The following is an 18,482-nucleotide window of genomic DNA, read 5'->3' on the forward strand; positions in this document are numbered from 1 at the left end:
GCTGCATGGGCCGCGCGCCGGCACCGTCGATGACCACCGATAACCCGCCCGACCGGCCGCGCCGTGCGCCGGCCGTCTCGTGCCGTCCTTCGGCACCGCGTCCGCGCGGGCGTTCACTCGCCTGGCGCTGGGCCATCGTGCTCGGCGCGCCGGCCGCGCTCGTCGCGCTGTTCGCCTGGTGCGGCGGCTGGCTGTCGTCGCGACTCACCGCGCCGCGCCTCGTCGACGCGTTCGAGGCCACCACCACCGCGCATCCCGGCTTCCGCCGCAATCACGCCAAGGGCATCTGCGTGACCGGCCATTTCGACAGCAACGGCAGCGGCGCGCTGCTGTCGCGCGCGAGCGTGTTCGTGCGGGGCCGCTATCCGCTGGTCGGGCGGCTGTCGATGCCGGGCGGCGATCCCGGCGAGGCCGACGCCGCCGGCATGGTGCGCAGCTTCGCGCTGCGCATCGCGCTGCCGCACGACGCGGACTGGCGCCTCGCGATGAATTCGGTGCCGATCTTCGCGGTGCGCACGCCGCAGGCGCTCTACGAGCAACTGGCCGCCGACGCGCGCGACCCGCGCACCGGCCGGGCCGATCCCGCGAGGATGCGCGCGTTCCTCGAGCGTCATCCGGAGGCGCGCGCGTTTCACGATTACGTGGCGGCGCATCCGTCCTCGTCGCGCTACGACAACGCGACGTACTACGGCATCAGCACGTTCCGCACCACCGACGAGCATGGCGTGCGGCGCTTCGTGCGCTGGGCGGCGGTGCCCGACGCGCCGTACCGGCCGATCGACCCGAGCGCGCAGCGCGATCCCGATTTCCTCTCCTATGACCTCATGATGCGGCTTGCTGACGGCCCGCTGCGCTGGCATCTAGTGTTCGAGGTCGCGATGCCGGGCGATCCGATCGACGATTCCACGCGGCAATGGGCACGCTCGCCGCGCCGCCTGCGAATCGACACCGGGGTGGTGGTGATCGAGCATGCGCAGGCGCAGATCGACGGGCCGTGCCGCGATATCGTGTTCGATCCGACCATCCTGCCCGACGGCATCGCGCCGTCCCGGGACCCGTTGCTGGCCGCGCGCTCGTCGGCGTATCGCGTCTCGTTCGATCGCCGCACGCAGGAGGAAGCGGCGGCACGGCGGCACGCGCATTGAGCGGCCGGGCCCGCGCCGAATTGATCGGTTATGCAGAGGATTGGCCCGCGCGGGGCGCTTCCCGACACATGGCGCCGGAAAACCGTTCCACTTTATGTTGTATCTGCTCATAAAGCGGAACTATGGGTATCATAGGGGTTTGCTAACGAACGACGGATTCGGTCGGAAATTCGGTAGTGCCGATACCGATAACAACCGGTTCATATCGCGGCTACTCTTTCGCCTTTCGTGAGTCCATCGACTTGATGAAACCCGACGACAGCACACTGATCGCTTATGCCGACGGCGAGCTCGATGCCGCCGACGCGGCGCGCGTCGAGCAGGCGCTGGCCGAGTCGTCCGAGTTGCGGCAGAGCGTGGAGCGCCTGCGTGCCTCGCGTCTGCCGTATCGCGACGCGTTCGCGGCGCAGCGGCTGCCCGAGCTGCCCGATGCGCTGCGCCTGCGGATCGAGGCGATGGCGAGCACCGCCCAGGCACGGCCGGCCGGCGAGCCGGCGGTGGACGCGAGCGTGGGCGCGCCCGAGCCGCGTGAAGCCGCATCGCCGGCGGCCGGTAACGTGCATGCGCTGCCGGCGCGGCGGGTCGCGCGGCCGGCGCTGTGGCTCGCCGCGGCGTTCGTGGCCGGTGCGTTCTGCGCCGGCCTGGTCCAGCAGTTCGCGGCCGGCGGTTTCGGGTCAGGGGTGGCCGGTGGCGGCGCGACGCTCGCCTCGGCCGGCGCGAAGAAGCCGTGGATCAGCGTCGCCGCCGATTATCAGCAGCTCTACACGCGCGACACGGTCGCGAACCTCCAGCCCGATCCGGCGGTGTCCTCGGCGATCGTCGGCGCGATCCGCAGCGACGACGGCATCCGCCTGCGCGTGCCGGACCTGCGCATGGCCGGCTTCACGTTCAAGGCCGTCGATCGCCTGCGCTACGACGGCAAGCCGCTCGTGCAGATCGTCTACCTGCCCGAACACGGCACGCCCGTCGCGCTCTGCGTGATGAAGGACGCGCGCCCCGACCAGTCGATCACGCAGCGCGAGATGCATGGCATGACCGTGGTGTCGTGGCGGCAGAACGAACTGTCCTATGCGCTGATCGGCAAGCCCGATTCGGGCAACCTCGAAGCCGTGGCGCGGCAGATCTCGGGCAGCCACGTCGACGCGATGTTCGCCGTCCACGAGGGGCGGAGCGGGTATCTGGGCTGAGGCCGGCGGCGGCGGGTGCCGGCGGCCTCGCGCCCGGTCGGGCGGTCAGCCGAGCGCGAAGTCGTGGAAACGGTACTCGCGGCCGCGTTCGTTGAGGGCCGCCACGAGCGATAGCGCTTCCTTGTCGGCCAGCCCGCGCTCGCGCAGCACGGCATAGATCTGGTAGAACTCGCCCGCCAGTTCCCCGGCGAAGATGCCGGGGTCGTCCGAGCCCAGCGTCACCATGATTTCCGGGTCGCCCGACTTCAATGCGCCGGGCAGGCGCATCCAGCGAAACACGTGGTGCTCCTCGAAGTGCTGGTACTGGCTGATGCGGACGTTGCTCGACGGCAGCGTTTCGATCAGCACGCGGCGCTGCTGCACGATCTTCATCAGCGCCTGCTGCAGCGTGACGTATTCGCTTGCCGAGAAATGCCCACAAGCCACTGGCATCAGCTCGCGCCCGCGTTCGCGCAGCGCGTCGTCGCCAAGCCAGCGCCACAGCAGCTTGCAGTCGCCGGGGCGGGTGCGGATCGCGTCGTCCACACGCCTGGCCTCGGCGCGTTCGGCGTCGTGCAGCGGGCTGACGATATCGATCGACTTGCGCGGGCGGTTCGCGGCCAGTTCCTCGCGTGTCGAGCGCGAGAAGACCAGGTCGAGATAGGCGACATTCAGGCCGCGCAGGCGCATGGCGCGATCCAGCGTCACCGCGCTGATCTCGCTGCCGAACAGTTCGCCGCCGAGTTCGGTCAGTTCGCGCTCGACCTTGTAGGCGAGCGCCGTCTGGTTGCTGGCCTGCAGCAATTGCCAGGCCGCCAGCAGATCCAGCAGCCATTCGTCCTTGCGCAGGCGCACCTGGCCCGGCATGCGTTGCAGCCAGAGTTCCGGATCGATGCCCATCGCCGTGCCGTGACCGATGCGGTCGCCGTCGCGCAGGTCGAGCAGTTCCATGGCATCGAGAATCGCCCGGATGCCGCTCATCAGATGATGGAAATCCTCACCGGCGTGATAGCTGCGCCGGGTCACGCCCGCCGCGCGACAGATCCGGAACGTGCTGGCGAAGACTTCGGGCGGGGCGTCGAGTTCGTTCGCGGCGGCGTCGATGCCGCGAATCCAATGGCGCAGCGACGGATACAGGCTGAATATCGAGCACAGCGCATGCGCCTGATCGACGAGCCGCGTGCGCAAGGCGTAGAAGCGGTAGGGCTTGTCGTCGGTGGTTTCAGGCGATTTGATGAAATGCGCGACGAGCGCGAGCCGCAGGCGGCGTCCCTGCGCCGGCTCGCGCAGCCTGGCATCGAAATCGCGCAGCAGCTTCGTGAAGCCGGATGGCGGATTGTCGTCGTTCCGGTAGCGCCAGTAGCCGCGCAGGATGCGCTCGAGCAGTTCGAGGTTCTTGAAATCGGTCTGTTTCGGTGCGAAACGCCCTTCCAGGTAGACGATCCGGCTGTGCGCGGGCAGCGGGCCGTGCATGGCGCGGAAGCGTTCCAGGTAGTCCTTTTCCGCGGGCTCGCGCAGGTCCGTCCAGGTCAGCTTCTGGAACTGGTCGAAGCCGTACTGGTCCTCGCTCTGCACCAGCAGCCGGTAGTAGAGGTTCTGCAGCAGCAGATAGCCGTGCAGCATGTTGGTAAGCGTTACCGAGGGCCGCTCGCATAGCCGGACGAGCAGACGATACAGCCATTCGCGCTCGGCGGTGACATCGATCGCGCCGCGCCGGGCCAGGCGTTCATGGTCGGGCGGGTTGCACCGCACGGGCGGCGGTGTGAAGCTCAGCGCCTCGGTGTAGAGCGCCTCGAACGTGGCCGGTAGCGCTGCCTCGTTGTTCAGGCAGCCGAACGCGGCGGCCAGTAGATAGCCGCGCAACTGCCGCGCGATGAAGAGCTGCCGCTTCAGTTCGACGATGGTGAAATCGGGCTGGATCGAGCGGGCCAGCTCGCGCAGGCCATGCGCCTCGCGGCTGCCGGATGCGAGCTTGATCGCGAATTCGTCGGTCTCCTGGTCGGGCGCGTCGAGCGCCCGCAGCCAGCAGAGTTCGGCGTGCGTGCTGCCGTTCAGGTGCAGGTGCGTCTCGTGCAGTCCCTCGCGATGGAAATATTCCTCCACGAGCGGATCGTAGGGCAGTAGCAGCGTGTGCGGCTGACGCGGTGCCGGCGCGCCGGTGGCGCCGGGGGCGGCGAGGAGCGGCTGCAGGAAGCAGTCCCTGGGCGGCCAGACGTGGGCGGCGGCCTGCAGCGCCAGCCCGCTGATGCGGCTCAGCACGCTCTGCTGCCAGACGCCGAAGCGGTCGAGCTTGACGTGCAGTTCGCCGTGCCGTGCGGTCAGGAACTCCTCGGCGAGGATGCGCATGGCGGCCAGCAGCGGCGGCCCGTCGTGCGGCTGCCGATAGGCATCCCAGGCTTCCCAGGCGCGCCGGAAGACATGATCGGGTTCGCGCGCGGCCCACGGCTGATGGGTCAGGTAGAGCGCTTCGCGCAGGTCGTCGTCGGCCAGCGGTGCATGCAGCGAGCCGGCCTGCAGGCTCGCCAGCACGCGGTGGCTCGACAGCAGCGCACAGGCGAGCAGCGACGGCGTGGAGATCGGCAGGCCGCTCATGCTTGGGATTTGGCCGATCCGGAATGCTTCTGCCATTGGCCGGCGATGAATGCGTTCTTGACGATACTGGCCTCTGGCAGCTTGTGGATCAGATTGCCGAGCGGGCCGAGTTCCAATGCCTTCACCATGATTTTCCGCTCATTGGTGCCGAGCAGCCCGAGTACGAGTGGACAGCTCGCGATCGCGACGGTCAGCGGCAATTGCGTCCGATTGGCTTGCAGGAACGCCGTCTTGTGCTTCAGCGTGGAAGCCGCCGAAGTGGCCGGATTGGTGCGATCCACGGTGCCCTCGAATTTGCCCAGGCTGTGGTCGGCTTCCTCGACCAGGAACGCATTGATCAGGCAGGCTGCGCTGAGCGCCATGATTTCATCCAGACGCTTGTTGCCGTCGCGGCTCGCGCTGCGGGCAAGGTCCGAGGCCTTTTCGAGGCTGAAATAGGTTCGCACCCAGATCTTGCCGAGCAAGATCGATGACGGAGCGTAATTTTCGAAGATGCCCTCGAGTGAGGTTGTCCAGGCCGCCATGGCATCGACCAGCTTGCCATGCGCGCTGTTTGCCGGGAGGGGAGTGTCATCGGCGCCGTCGGGCTCGTCGCTGTCCGTGTCGCCGGCATTGCCCGAGGCGATGATGCTCTCGCCCCAGTCCGGGCTGCTGATGGTCAGCGGCGGAAAGGTGCTGCTCAGGCGCCGCTCGATGGCCGGGCTCTCCGCGCTCAACAGCCGTTCGATCAGGCCGAGGATGTTGTAGATCGACGCATAACCGCGGCTGCTCTGGTTCGAGACGTCGAGCATGCTGTATGCGATGGTCGGCAGTCCTTCCGGGGACGACGCCTGAAGGCGCAGGATGTCGTCGATGACCTTGAAGTCTTCCTTTTTCGCGTGGCTCGGCTTTCTCTTGTTCAGGCCGATCACGCCGAAGTCCACCACCGACGAACTCGGCGAGGTCGGATGGGCCGCCGCGAGCACGGCCGTGGCTCGGCGCGCCCAGTTCAGCGCGTCCTCGACGCGGCCCACCGCCATGTATTGTCGAAACTGCTTCATCAGCAGTTCCGGGCTGATCCGCGACGCCATGCGCCGTGTTTCCTTGCCCCACAGCGAGACGCTGCCGGGGCCGGCCAGCATGTAAATCAGCGCGTTCGACGGATTCTCGGCGCACAACCCCGCTACCTCGGCGGCAAGCGACATGTAGCAGTTGTTGAGATCGTCGTCGCTGGCCTGCGGGCGCAGGTAGGCGGCCGTATCGACGTCGCCGTCCTCGCAGGCCAACTCGAACACGGCCTTGGTCAAGGTGGGCAGGTAGTTGGCCGCCAGATCGTCGACCATGATGCCCTTCTTGTAGAGGCTGCCCTGCGCCATGGCGCGCAGCGATCCGCGCACGGCGTCGGACAGATCGCGGCTCCAGCTCGTGTCGTCCCTGGCCTGCTCGTCGGTTTCATGCAGGAACGGCGCGCAGCCCTGCATGACCTGCAGCACCGAGCGCAGCGGCTGCTTGAGCAGATGCTCGCGGAACAGCGAAACGTCGGACGCGGAGCGCACGCGCAAGCCGCGCCGGATGATTTCGTCCATCACCGAGATCGGCGTGCGGGGAACCTCGTTCCAGCGGGTCGAGCGGAACTGGTAGGTGTTGTTCTTGCCGTCCTCGTCGAGCAGGCGTCCCAGTTTCTTGAGGTGATACCGGCGGCGCAGCGGGAACAGCTTCAGCAGGTATTGATCCTCGAGATGGTCGAGCATGCGGATCCGCTGCGCCTGCCGGCTTTCGCCCGGCTCGTCGGTGGCCGTCGGCAACTGCAGCGAAAACGCGCGGCGCGTCAGCAGGGAATACAGTTCCATGTCGCCGGTGACGAGAATCACGAGCCGCGGCGTATCGAGGTAGCTGCGAAAGCATTCCAGCAGCTTGTAGGCGTGGCGCGAATTGGTGTCGGCGTCGTCGAACGCGAGCAGCAGCGCGTCGACGCCGAGCATGTTGCAGGCGAGGTCGATCGCAAGGTGCAGGCCGTTGCGCAGTGAGTCACTGTCGGCCGCGCGAGCCAGGCCGCGGTCGAAGAACAGCTCGGGGTCGTGATGCGCGAGCGGATCGTGTGCCTTGCGGAACAGGCTCAGGCCGCCCGCGAGCTGCTTGAAGTGCCGCCGGAAATCCTCGCGACGGCGTTCGTTGTCGAGGCTGGGCGTGGCTTTTTCGGCCACCAGCTTCAGGGCGCGCAGCACGTTCAGCAGGATGATCTCGCTGCCTTCCAGGCGCGTGGGATCGATGTAGGCGAGCTGCCGGACCTGGACGCGTTTCCCGACCGGCGGATTTTCCGACAGGGCGCGCGGCAGATCGGCGTAAACCGTGCGCAGGAAGGTGGTTTTCCCCGCGCCGCGCGAGCCGTCGATGAAGTGGATCAGGCCGCTGCCGGGCGGATAGTGGTCCTCGTCGGGGCGCGACGTCTTCGAGTCGCCGGTTTCGGCGCGGCCGGCCCGGGACAGCAGCGACGCCGCGATATCGTCGGTCAGCGCCTTGTAGATTTTTCGATGAACCAGATTATCGGGCTCGATTTTGGTCGAGTTATCGTAATCATCCAGATGGATGGTGATTGAGGTCATCGGGGTCTCCGTATCGCTCGGCAATCACCCCGGCGCCGCAACGCCGCCTCGGGCGCGGGACGGCGAGCGTCCGCGCGGCCGAGGCGGCGAGGGGAGAAAGGGGGGATTGGCGCTGCGGGAAATAATAGGGCGCGTTTGGATCGTTCTCTCAGGATCGATAACGGCCGTTTGATCGTCTGACTTTAGCTTGGCCTCGCATTCGGCTGCATCGCGCTGCCCCTGTTGCGAAAACCCCAATCCCTGTTGCACCGCAGCGATGGATCCGTATAATACGGGTTTTCCCCTAGGCACTAACCCTGAGGTCATCATGAAAGCTGCGACTGCGTCGACTCCCGTTGTGAATCAATGGTTTGCTCAACTGCGTAGCGGTCTGGCGCGCGCGTGGGAAATCCACGTCCGCACCTGCGAACTGATCGCCGAAGCGCACCGCCGCATGTAATGGCGGGCGGCACGGCCGCCGGTGCCACGATGCGGAGCGGCGCGGCTTCGAGGCTGCGACGGCGCATCCGGCCCCCCGACAGCCGATGTCGCGTATCGAACCCGGCGGCAGTCGCCGCGCAGGGTTCCGGCACGCTGAAACCAGCGTGCGTTTGCCGGTCACGCGAACGCGTTCGCGCCGCCGATCGTCCCGCCGGGGCGAATCCCGAAGCCGGATTCGCCGCAACCCGGCAACCGCTCGACGATCGGCCGCGTCGGCAACGAGCAGGCGGAGGAACGCCTGATTCGTGGTTCGCGTTTACCGGTCATCCCATTCGTTCCGTCGCATCGATTGCGACGGAATTGTCTTTTGTGGCGCCTGTATCGCGCCGTGCCTTCGGGCATGCGCAGCCCGGCGCCCGTTGCTTCCCCCCTTCTCCGCCCGGCACGGCTCACGACCAGTCCGGCAAGCGCCACCACGCACATTGGCCGGCACCGCCAACACGAATCCCGGCAAGGCCGTCACGAGGCAATCGCGCCGCGCCGCGCGCCGTTCCAGTTTCGCGAGCGCGTTGCCGAACACGATCGGCGGCGACTGGCAGGGCAGCACGGTCGTCGCGTATCCGGTGACCTGCGCGGGCATGGCCGTCTTCGACGGCAAACCGTGTGCGAACGCATGCGCCACGAACGGCGTGTAGAGCGCCGGCTCCGCGTTCGAGGTGACGGCGAAGCAAAAGGGCGACCGACAGGGCCGTCAGCGCGGGATACGCGAGCAGCGGGCGATCGCGCAGCGCGTCGGGGGCGAGCAGGCCGAAGGCGCGTGGATCGAGTCCCGGTCGACGAGCGCGGCCAGCCCGATGATCGCCGCGACGAACGCGAGCAGGTCGAGCTTCAGCGCGGCCACGAAGCGGCGGAACCGCGCCGGCGGCGACGTCGCGAAATAAACGGATACGAAGCCGAGCCCAACGCGGCACGGCGCGACGTGATGCAGCGAATCCGTGAGCCAGAACCCGAGCGTGATCGCCAGCGGTGCCGCCGCGTGCCATTCCCGGCGGTCCGGCGCCGGGAATGGCGTAGCGGGAACCCGGCCCGCCCGCGCTTGATCCGGAAACAGCCGCCGCGCGGCATACACGAGTACCGCGCCGCGCACCATGGCGCCGGCCGGGAAAAACCGCAGCAGATACTCGAAGAAGCCGAGCCGCGTGCCCGGCGATCGCTCCGGTATGCCGGCCATGATCACGTTCGGCAGGTTGGCCGGCAGTACGGCGGCGGCCGGCCCATACGAGCCGACCACCACGAGCAGCAGGATGCCGCGCCGGCCATGGGTCCCAGCGCGGAACCCGACCACGCGGTGTACGACCAGCAGCGCGATGGCCGCGGCGCCGGTGGCGAGCAGGGCTGCCGCGAGCCAGCGGTGTGCCGTCACGGGTGCATGCCTCGCGGGCGGCTCGGACGGCGTGGTGCGGCGGGGAACTGGCATGGTTGTCCGGAGGGGTAAGAGGAAGGTCGATATCGAAATGCGCGCTGCGTCCCGGTTGTCTAAAAAAAAAGATGATCGAGGCGAGCGTTCGCCGATGAAGATGTTCGGATCTAGGTGCGAGGTCGTGTCGACGAGCGGAATGCCGCTTCAGGGCGAAGTGCTGGCGGGTCGGCCCGAAGCTCTCGAGGAAAGCCTGAGTGCGCTTCAGGTCGCGAAATCCCCGCATGCGTCGCTCGCGTTCGCGGGTCGGCTGATGACAGCTCTCGGCAGCTCTCGGCGCGGTTGTTCACGCGGGCAACGGCCTGCACGAACACATGCCTGACGTTGGCGAGCGCCGGGATGCCGGCCTTCGCAGCCGGGTAGCTGCGTAACGGGTCGGTGGCGCTCTTGTACGGCAACGGAAAGGAACGCAGCACACGCTGGAAAAAGCGCTTCGCTGCGGCTTCGTCGCGCCGCTTCCGCAGCAGGATATCCAGCACGGCACCGTGTTCGTCAACCGCTCGCCACGGCAGCCAGGGCTCGCCACGCAGGCTCACGAACATCTCGTCCAGATGCCAGGTGCGGCCCGGCTTTCGTCGCGCAGCCTTGACCCGCCGGGCGAAGGTCGCACCGAACTTGTCGCGCCATCGGTGGATCGTCTCGTAGCTGACGATCACGTCGTGCTCGAATCGCAGCCCCTCGATGTCGCGCACGCTCAACGGGAAGCGGAAATACCAACGGATCGCCTGGCTGATGATTGCTGCGGGGAATCGATGGCCGTGGTAGCGCGCTTCGGGTTTCAGCGCGCCGTCTTCCGCGACCACACATTGCCAATGTGACGGCGCCAAGCCAACAGCGACCGGATCCGCCAATATGGCTAATGGGCTTATGATATGCGCTAGCATTTCACCTGTTCACACCCGGCATGAAGAAGGCGCATTGATTGGTCGCGACGCGTACCAAGATCTGAGTGTGCATGGGGCATCGAACTGTACACGGTAAGAAGGTCTGCCCTACAGTCGCAATGGCATATACAAAACGGCCAAGCTTTCCCTAGGATGGAGGTTGACGATAACGTGCAAGCAAAGAAGGAAACACCGGTAACAAGAGTTCGGGGGGAGCGCGCAGGCCTGGATTTGTTAAAGATCATGGAGGCGACCAGAACGCTTGATGCTGCAGCCATATCGATGCAATCGCTTGCTGACGTGTTGAACGTCGATCGTAAGGCCCTTCATTATCACGTCAAAGATCGACAGTCGCTGCTCCAGCTGATCGCGATGGACCGCTTTTCCCGACAGTTTTCGGATAAGGAGATTATTGCCGCAGAGAACTGGCAGGAAGCTTGCCGACGATTTGCCCGCGGGTTTGTCGACGGCGTCCTTTCGATCGGGACACTTGCCGAGCATCTTTGGTTCGGAGACCTGCTTATAGCATCGGTAATGAAGCCGGGCGAGGCATTGTTTCAACAATTTCATAAAGCGTCGTTCGACGATGAGGCGACAATTCGGCTTACAACGATGCTTGCCACCATCTGCTTGGGGCATGCCCGCGACATCATTCAATCCCAAGAAACCTCTGAGAGGCCGAGGGCTTTTTCGCTTGCAAGAACTTTGGAACACACAAGCAAGAAGGAATTCGCCAACTTGCGGAGAATTTCAAAGATTGGAGTGGATACTTATACTAGACAGCAACTCGACTTCAGTCTCGACGTGTTTTTTTCGGGAGCGGAGTTACTTTTGAAACGCGAGTGAGTGTATTGGTGCCGCGTATGCGTGGAGTCGCCCAGGCATTTTCCTATGTAGCCGATACAAGAGAGGTCGAATCTACTTATTTACTGGGGCCAACAATTTCAGCGAGAATCGTGCAACACCCTCGTTAACGTATCGAAAGAGGCTGTTCTGATGAAACAATGCGCACGGAGCAGCCTCTTGCGGATGACCTCGCGGAAAATGAATTATTTGAATTTCGTAACGAGCCTAATTACAACACCACTGGACGCAACGGTGTTCCGCCCGGCCACAGCCAGCATGCCCTTTGCTGTCAGGTTCCAGTAACGACCTGCAGCGACGAAGTCATATGAGACCAACGGACCAAGGGACAGGAAACTCGCTCTGTTGCCATTGTTCGGATGTAAGGTGCCTCCAATAGTATCATCGGCGATTTGTGTATAGGTGGTCCCTGCGATACCAAACTGCCATTGATTGACTCGCTCAGTCATCGAAAAATCCGCGCTTATCGTTGGTCCGGAAAGGTAGTCGGTAGCATGATTTTTTGTATATTTATTGAAGAAAAATCTGGCGCTGAATTCGGTTGCGTGGCCAGGTGCGTCATAAAAGATGCTTGGTTTAGTGTAGGTTAGCGCGATGCTTGGGGAGAACGTGTAAATATTCGAGCCGACATTCACCGGGTCCGAGGCGTGATACTTGCCCGTAGGAAAATTCATCCCGAGGCCAAGCATGACTTGCAAGCCGTAAGGCATCGCATTTCCGCCTTTCGGCTGTCTTGCATAATCCGCGCTCGGGAAAAATCGCGACCACATGAAAATATCAGAATATATGTCGCCAAAACCCACGCTTCTATTCTTTGCTCCACCTTTGATTCCAAAGTTCTGATCAGCGTAGGTCTCGAAGACGGTCGATGCTATTTTTCCACCAAATAGATCAGTATCGTAAACGTATAGAAGGCCGCCGCCTCCAACTATAGGGGTCCCCCTTGAATCGAGGGTGTCATTATCGCCCCAATACTTGGGGAGCGTGAGTCCGACTCCTACGCCGATGCCGTATAACCCTGGGGGCGGTAGATAAGCTTGACGAATGTCTGTCCCCCCAATCGGGCCGATCGGCTTGAACGACTCCACCGCGCAGGCCATTTCTCCGTAATAGAAAAAGAACACGCATGCAACGAGCGAAATGATACGTTGAATTTTCACGATCTCCTCCTTGAATCCGCGCTGGCACCATGTGCGGCGCATTTGTTTGTTTTTTGGTTGGGGTACGTCATGACTGGAACACCTCTCTAGTGACGTACCGACCTGGTGTGACGCGAGTCACGTTGTATTACTTAGTATTTCTGATTAATTGAAAGCCAGACTTCTTGGTCGACATGGATGTGGTCAAGCACACCTCCGTGAATACCATTCCAGAAACGGCCTGGCCGGCATCCGCGGCCTTGCCGTTACGGTCCTCGAGGAACCCTTTATCCCCATATTCCCGACCGGGAATATGGGGATAATAGTTTTTCCGGAGATGCTTCGTTATTGGAGTCTTCCCGAAGGTGCTCTGAGTGGCCGCATCCCGGCGTCACGCGGAGCGAAGTGAATCTCGCCAAGGCATGCCGGATTACGCCCCGAACGTCTCATCTATCTGCCGGGACCGTTCGACCACGTCAGTCTGACGATCGATCAAGGCTGCCGCGATCGAGCCGTGGCGGAGCTTGTCGTGTACCGTCGACCGTTGCGCGCCACGCGCGAACGACGCAATTTCCAGCCGGCACGGGATGATCAGTGCAGATGGCATCGGAGGTCAGGTGGAAAGGCTGCACAGACCTACCACTGACGGGAACAGGTGATGCCCGTTGCTCCGTCCCGTCACGGCTCACCAGTGGCTTTCCGATCCCGGCGCTGGGGTATCACCTCTAGACGAGGGACCGGCTCAGTGCAACGCGTGCAGCAACGGCACGCTACCTCACCGGGCTTGTCACCCTCTTGTTCATGAGATTGAGACATTGGGTGCCGAGTTCGTTGGCACTGATATCGCCGAGCCTCGCCGGGTGGCGCTTCGAGTTGCACAGCCACTCACACTGGAACCATCTCAAAATCGCTCTTGCTCATGCCACAATCCGGACATGCCCAAGCATCGGGGATTTGCTCCCATGCAGTTCCGGGCGGAATTCCCTCCTCAGGGAAACCATTCTGTTCGGAATACTCGAAGCCGCAGACCATGCAGCGCCACACCCTGAACCCTTTTGATTTTCTATTCGTCATTATTCGTCAACGTTTTATAAATCATATCCAGAATTAAATTCGATTCGAGTGTTGCGGGAGTCGTTGCGGCGAATTATTTTTGGTGCTTGAATTTATTTTCACGCCGCATGGATTTTCTGAATTTAGCCGCCAAGTGCCATGTTTATGACTTTGGCCTGAGTGAATTCTTTCATGCCCTCAATTCCCTGCTCCCGGCCAATTCCCGACTGCTTTGCTCCTCCAAATGGCACAGTGAAGGGGATCTCCAGAAACTTATTGATCCACACAATACCGCTGCCGATCTTCAGCGCCACGTCCAGTGCCCTGTCGGTATCTTTCGACCAGATCACGCCGCCAAGTCCCAGCTCACAGGAATTTGTCCATTCGATCGCATCGTCCACATCATCAAAAGGCAAGACCGGGAGAACAGGGCCAAACTGCTCTTGCATGACAAGAGGCGCATCATTCGGCAAATCAGCAACAATTGTCGGCTGGATAAAATAACCCGGCCTATCAAGCCGATCGCCTCCGGCAAGCACCGAGCCGGTGCTTTTTGCGCTTTCAATCAACGAAAGCACTTTTTCAAATTGCGCCCGGTTTTGAACTGGTCCTACGGTGACGTTAGGTTCAGTGCCATCGCCCACGACTGCGCTCTTCGCGAGCTTCGTCAAAGCAGCACACAGCGCTGCGTACACCGAGCGGTGTGCGTAGACTCTCTTGGTGGCCAGGCAGACCTGACCTGCGTTGAACATGGAGGCGGCAAAGATTTTCTCTGCAGTTGCTTCGACATCCACGTCTTCCAGCACGATGGCTGCGTCATTGCCCCCGAGCTCCAGCGTCAGCCGTTTCAAGCTTGCTGCCGCACTGCCCATTACGCGTCTTCCGGTTTCCGTGGAGCCGGTAAAGCTGATCTTGCTGATCAATGGATGTGACGTTAGTTTTACTCCAAGGTCGTTATTGTCAACGATGACATTCAGTACGCCTGGCGGAAAGATTGCGTTCGCTATTTTTCCAATGACTGTCGTCGTCAATGGAGTATACGGAGACGGTTTTGCGACGACCGCATTGCCAACAATAAGCGCTGGAGCGATCTTCATTGCGAGCAGTATGACCGGAAAATTCCAGGGCGTGATTGCTGCGACGACGCCCAAAGGTACGCGTTGCTCAAGAATCCGTCCGCTCTCGTTCTCTTCCAGTACAACAATAGGGAGTTCTTGAGTTGCATAAAACTTGATGACAGCTACCGCGCCGGCAATCTCCAATCTGGCTTCGGTCAACGGCTTGCCTTGCTCACTGGTGAGCAACTTGGCAAGTTCTTCAGTCCGGACCTCGATAGCGTTGGCAAATTGCAACAACCGGCTACTTCTAGACTGTTGGGACATATTGGCCCAATGGCGTTGCACCTTGGAAGCCGCCGTAACCGCTTGGTCAAGTTGCTCTTCATCGGCAACGGAACACGTTGCCAATACTTGTTCAGTCGCGGGGTTTATCACATTGATCGTTTTTTTTCCACCAACCTGTTGGCCAGCGATCGAAAGCAAATATTCGCTCATAACACACCTTATTTTTGATGGCAGTGAATTGGCATTTATGTTCGCGAGGCGAAACGGAGACCTTTTTCTTTTTTTGCCTCTTCATGCAACTTTCTAGCCGACTCGATCAAGCGAGCCCCGTCAGGCCCCCACATGATTCGCATGAAGTAATTTGCGATCGGCCGGCGCTGCAGCAACCAAATCAAAGGGCGCATGCGCCTGGCCCGGGCGAGCACCTTCGCTTCCTGCCGTGGCGACATACCCATGTTGTGCCTGGTTCGATGCGAGGCCGCCGCCTGCACCGGGATAGCAAAAACCTTGTTTTGAAAGAAAAGCTGAAGTTTCACTCGCCATTGACTGGGATGGTCATTCTTCTTCACGGTCTCGTGGAGAAGCTCCCAAAAGTTTTGTCCCGTCTCGGGGATGATGGGCATCGTTGGAGAGGTCCCGAACAATTTCTCGTCTCTCTTGTAAAGCGCCTTGAGATCCTCCATCGTCCGAGGCAATTGCTCATCACGCGCTGGAAATAGGCGGCAGTATTCGGAAACTTCGCTGATGAATTGATCGCGGAGGTTCGCGGGTAGACGTCCAACGCGCCGAAACCCCTTGTATGCCAGCGATTCGTAAATCCAAAGCATCGAGTGCATTTCCGTCAATGCCGCCCACATGGATTCGCGGGGGGAGTTGGCTGCGTATCCTCCCAACTCCGGCGCACCGGAGTCGATGACGTCAGCAGCCACCTTTGCATGAATGTTGCCAAGGTGCCTGGCTACACGTTGGGCAGTATCCCTGTCACCCAGCCACATGGGCGCGTGGATGCCCGAATTGCGCTGCAAGCGATCAAAATAATCGAAGATGGTCAGAGTGCCGTTTCGTGCCTTCTTCGACAGAGGATCCCAGTCCCGCACGCCGGCAAGAATCGGCTTGTAGGTGAGTTGCAGCAGCCCCTGCGACGAGGTTTGAAACACGATCGATGCCGGGTGAAGGAGTACCTCCCATGCCACCGAGCCTGGCCCAAACACACCGAAGTCCGTCGAGGAGGAGCCCGGCTGAGGTGTCCCATTTCTTCTCCAGCGCGACTCCTTCCCGTACAGGCGTTCCTTCGTGACCACCTTGTTGACACTAATTGTCGGTCCATCCGTGCTCATGACGCGTCTCCTCTTTGGCATATTCCCGATCGGGAATAACAGCCGTGATCTTCCTCGCATTTCTTTGCCTGTGTCAAGACCTGCGCGGCATCCTTACAATTTGCTGCGCCGCGCAATTCGGCGCACGACTTTCTAGCGAAATCCAGGGTGCGGGTAGGCAGTGCAGCGTCTGTAGGTAGCTCGCCGGTAGAGGCCTGGCCATTCGCCGAGGCGAACTGAAGCGATTGCTTGGGAACGACTGGCCCAACAGGCGGCCGCGCGTAGCGCGGCGAACGTCCCTCGCGAAGTTATTACAACGAGCTTGGTCGCTAACACTGACGCTCCGGGCCGACTCGTCCTGGCGCTCACGCCGCTCGGAGGAATGCCGAAAGCTGCTGGTTGGGCGCTGGTAGCCGAGAGCGGGGCGCGTCCCGGATACGCTCGTGTCGGCTCGACCGATTCCGCATTCGGCCTGGCGCTCAAGCGCGGCCCGCATCACCCACCGGAAATTTCGCCCTCCGGCCAGCAAGATGGTCCGTGCGCCGGCCGGTCAGGCCGTCGGCGCCGCGCTTGCGATCTCCCGAGGCAAGCCCTCATCTCACGCCGAGAAGCGGACGGCGAGGTGTTTGCAATAAAGCGAAGCGCGCAGCAAATGCCGCTTCAGGGCGAAGTGCTGGCGGGTCGGCCCGAAGCTCTCGAGGAAAGCCTGAGTGCGCTTCAGGTCGCGAAATCCCCGCATGCGTCGCTCGCGTTCGCGGGTCGGCTGATGACAGCTCTCGGCAGCTCTCGGCGCGGTTGTTCACGCGGGCAACGGCCTGCACGAACACATGCCTGACGTTGGCGAGCGCCGGGATGCCGGCCTTCGCAGCCGGGTAGCTGCGTAACGGGTCGGTGGCGCTCTTGTACGGCAACGGAAAGGAACGCAGCACACGCTGGAAAAAGCGCTTCGCTGCGGCTTCGTCGCGCCGCTTCCGCAGCAGGATATCCAGCACGGCACCGTGTTCGTCAACCGCTCGCCACGGCAGCCAGGGCTCGCCACGCAGGCTCACGAACATCTCGTCCAGATGCCAGGTGCGGCCCGGCTTTCGTCGCGCAGCCTTGACCCGCCGGGCGAAGGTCGCACCGAACTTGTCGCGCCATCGGTGGATCGTCTCGTAGCTGACGATCACGTCGTGCTCGAATCGCAGCCCCTCGATGTCGCGCACGCTCAACGGGAAGCGGAAATACCAACGGATCGCCTGGCTGATGATTGCTGCGGGGAATCGATGGCCGTGGTAGCGCGCTTCGGGTTTCAGCGCGCCGTCTTCCGCGACCACACATTGCCAATGTGACGGCGCCATCGCGACAGTCATTGCGTGGCTTCGAAAAGTGTCATGCTCCGCTTCGTTGTCTAAATATTTAGACTGATTGCGGCATCGGCCGATTGCAAGCGGCGCATGCGGGCACGCATCGGCCAGGGCATGCCGCATCGTGCCCGGCCGGGGCCGAGCACTTTCACGTAGTATCGTGCCGAGTTCCCATCCGCGATCCGAGGTCCTGCATGTCCGTAGCCGGTTCCCGAAAAAAGCGTCTTCGCGGCGCGCGCTTCGACTTCGCCAGCATCGGCGAACGTCTGCGCGCGTACCGGATGGCCGCCGAACTGCGCAGCGAGGACGTGGCCGAGCGTCTGGCGATTTCACGCGCGGCCGTCTACAAGCTCGAACGCGGCGAGATCGTGAAGATCGACACGCTGGAGCGGCTCGCCGCGCTGTTCGGCGTCTCGCTCGCGAACCTGCTCGGCGTGGAGGTGGAATATCACGATTCGGCGGTCAGCTATTTCGAGCGGATGCGCCAGCTCGAAAGCCGCGCGCAGCGCATCGTCGCGCATTTCGATCCGTTCTCGTTCCTGCTCACCTCGGACGACTACGAAGACTGGCTGCGCACGATGCTCGCGGAGAGCGCGCCGCCCGCGCCCGCCGATGCCGACTGGCCGCGCACGCTGACCAACGTGATGGTGATCCTGGCCGAGCGCAAGGCCGCGTACCGGCAGGCGCCGCCGAACGTGACGAGCCTGATCGGGCTGCGCCAGATCGAGCAGTTCCTGCATCACGGGCTGGTGGGCCGCCTCGGCCTGCCGCCCGGCGTGCAGCTCGAACGCAAGCTCGCCGCGCGCCGCGAGGTGGCGCGCATCGTCGGCATGCTCGAGGACGACGCGGCCGGCGTGCGGATCGGCATCGTCAACGACAACCTGCCGAGCGAAACCTTCCAGATCTTCGAGAGCTGCGAGAGCGTACACGTGGCGGCCTCGCCGTTCCGGCTCGGCGAACTGCCGAACATCCGCACCGGCATCGCCACGATCACGACCTCGGCCGACGCGCTCGCGATGTACCGCAAGATGATCGACCGGCTCTGGACCGGCGCCGCGAAGGGCAAGGCGGGTGCGAAGCTGCTGAAGGCGTTGCTGGAGCGCGTGTAGCGAGCCGCCGCCGGCCGGGACCGTCTACCATATCGTTTTGTCCCGG

Annotated in this window: 13 protein-coding genes and 2 pseudogenes; 6 read left to right on the top strand and 9 right to left on the bottom strand. The window is 62.8% G+C overall.

Going from position 1 to position 18,482, the window contains the following annotated elements:
* Positions 1 to 29: 29 nt before the first annotated feature.
* Together bpln_RS19465 and bpln_RS19470 are read left to right on the top strand one after the other, a co-directional pair.
* Positions 30 to 1,145, top strand: a complete 1,116-nt coding sequence (locus bpln_RS19465; protein WP_082465511.1) for a catalase family peroxidase — start codon at positions 30 to 32, stop codon at positions 1,143 to 1,145.
* A 245-nt stretch (positions 1,146 to 1,390) separates the two neighbouring features.
* Complete coding sequence (locus bpln_RS19470; protein ID WP_055139726.1) at positions 1,391 to 2,332, top strand: anti-sigma factor family protein; 942 nt, start codon at positions 1,391 to 1,393, stop codon at positions 2,330 to 2,332.
* 45 nt (positions 2,333 to 2,377) lie between these two features.
* On the opposite strand, the gene bpln_RS19475 is transcribed toward bpln_RS19470, so the two are convergent.
* Complete coding sequence (locus tag bpln_RS19475; protein ID WP_055139727.1) at positions 2,378 to 4,903, bottom strand: amidohydrolase family protein; 2,526 nt, start codon at positions 4,901 to 4,903, stop codon at positions 2,378 to 2,380.
* Positions 4,900 to 7,485 (bottom strand): hypothetical protein, encoded by a 2,586-nt coding sequence (locus bpln_RS19480; protein WP_055139728.1) that lies wholly within the window; start codon positions 7,483 to 7,485, stop codon positions 4,900 to 4,902. Before bpln_RS19480 ends, bpln_RS19475 begins: the two co-directional genes overlap by 4 nt.
* 307 nt (positions 7,486 to 7,792) lie before the next feature.
* Here bpln_RS19480 and bpln_RS38195 point away from each other — a divergent pair, with 307 nt between their 5' ends.
* Complete coding sequence (locus bpln_RS38195; protein WP_275472439.1) at positions 7,793 to 7,924, top strand: hypothetical protein; 132 nt, start codon at positions 7,793 to 7,795, stop codon at positions 7,922 to 7,924.
* A 463-nt stretch (positions 7,925 to 8,387) separates the two neighbouring features.
* A complete protein-coding gene (locus bpln_RS37400; RefSeq protein WP_055139729.1) occupies positions 8,388 to 8,600 on the top strand; it encodes a hypothetical protein in 213 nt (70 codons plus the stop codon).
* A gap of 56 nt (positions 8,601 to 8,656) precedes the next feature.
* On the opposite strand, the gene bpln_RS37065 is transcribed toward bpln_RS37400, so the two are convergent.
* Positions 8,657 to 9,382: a hypothetical protein gene (locus bpln_RS37065; protein ID WP_162492386.1), complete on the bottom strand. Its 726-nt coding sequence runs from the start codon at positions 9,380 to 9,382 to the stop codon at positions 8,657 to 8,659.
* A gap of 130 nt (positions 9,383 to 9,512) precedes the next feature.
* Positions 9,513 to 10,164 (bottom strand): annotated as a pseudogene (locus bpln_RS19495) (IS6 family transposase); the annotation flags it as partial.
* A 273-nt stretch (positions 10,165 to 10,437) separates the two neighbouring features.
* On the opposite strand from bpln_RS19495, the gene bpln_RS19500 reads away from it, so the two are divergent.
* Positions 10,438 to 11,112 carry a TetR family transcriptional regulator gene (locus bpln_RS19500; protein WP_141755287.1) on the top strand — a complete coding sequence of 225 codons (675 nt, stop codon included), beginning with the start codon at positions 10,438 to 10,440 and terminating at the stop codon, positions 11,110 to 11,112.
* Between the two features lie 203 nt (positions 11,113 to 11,315).
* Here the strand turns inward: bpln_RS19500 and bpln_RS34235 are convergent, their stop codons facing one another.
* The 5 genes and pseudogenes from bpln_RS34235 to bpln_RS19515 all read right to left on the bottom strand — a co-directional run bounded on the left by bpln_RS34235 (position 11,316) and on the right by bpln_RS19515 (position 17,321).
* Positions 11,316 to 12,290, bottom strand: coding sequence for a SphA family protein (locus tag bpln_RS34235; RefSeq protein WP_158512046.1), 975 nt, complete (start codon positions 12,288 to 12,290; stop codon positions 11,316 to 11,318).
* A gap of 864 nt (positions 12,291 to 13,154) precedes the next feature.
* On the bottom strand, positions 13,155 to 13,343 hold the full coding sequence (locus bpln_RS34240; RefSeq protein ID WP_082465361.1) for a rubredoxin: 189 nt from the start codon (positions 13,341 to 13,343) through the stop codon (positions 13,155 to 13,157).
* A gap of 122 nt (positions 13,344 to 13,465) precedes the next feature.
* On the bottom strand, positions 13,466 to 14,875 hold the full coding sequence (locus bpln_RS19505; protein WP_055139732.1) for an aldehyde dehydrogenase family protein: 1,410 nt from the start codon (positions 14,873 to 14,875) through the stop codon (positions 13,466 to 13,468).
* A 35-nt stretch (positions 14,876 to 14,910) separates the two neighbouring features.
* Entirely contained in the window at positions 14,911 to 16,002 is a 1,092-nt protein-coding gene (locus bpln_RS34245; RefSeq protein WP_082465362.1) for an oxygenase MpaB family protein, read from the bottom strand.
* A gap of 577 nt (positions 16,003 to 16,579) precedes the next feature.
* A pseudogene (locus bpln_RS19515) lies at positions 16,580 to 17,321 on the bottom strand (IS6 family transposase).
* A 200-nt stretch (positions 17,322 to 17,521) separates the two neighbouring features.
* Between bpln_RS19515 and bpln_RS19520 the strand changes: the two are divergent.
* Complete coding sequence (locus bpln_RS19520; RefSeq protein ID WP_055139734.1) at positions 17,522 to 18,436, top strand: helix-turn-helix domain-containing protein; 915 nt, start codon at positions 17,522 to 17,524, stop codon at positions 18,434 to 18,436.
* Positions 18,437 to 18,482: the final 46 nt, after the last annotated feature.

The sequence above is a fragment of the Burkholderia plantarii genome (genome assembly GCF_001411805.1).
Classification (GTDB): domain Bacteria; phylum Pseudomonadota; class Gammaproteobacteria; order Burkholderiales; family Burkholderiaceae; genus Burkholderia; species Burkholderia plantarii.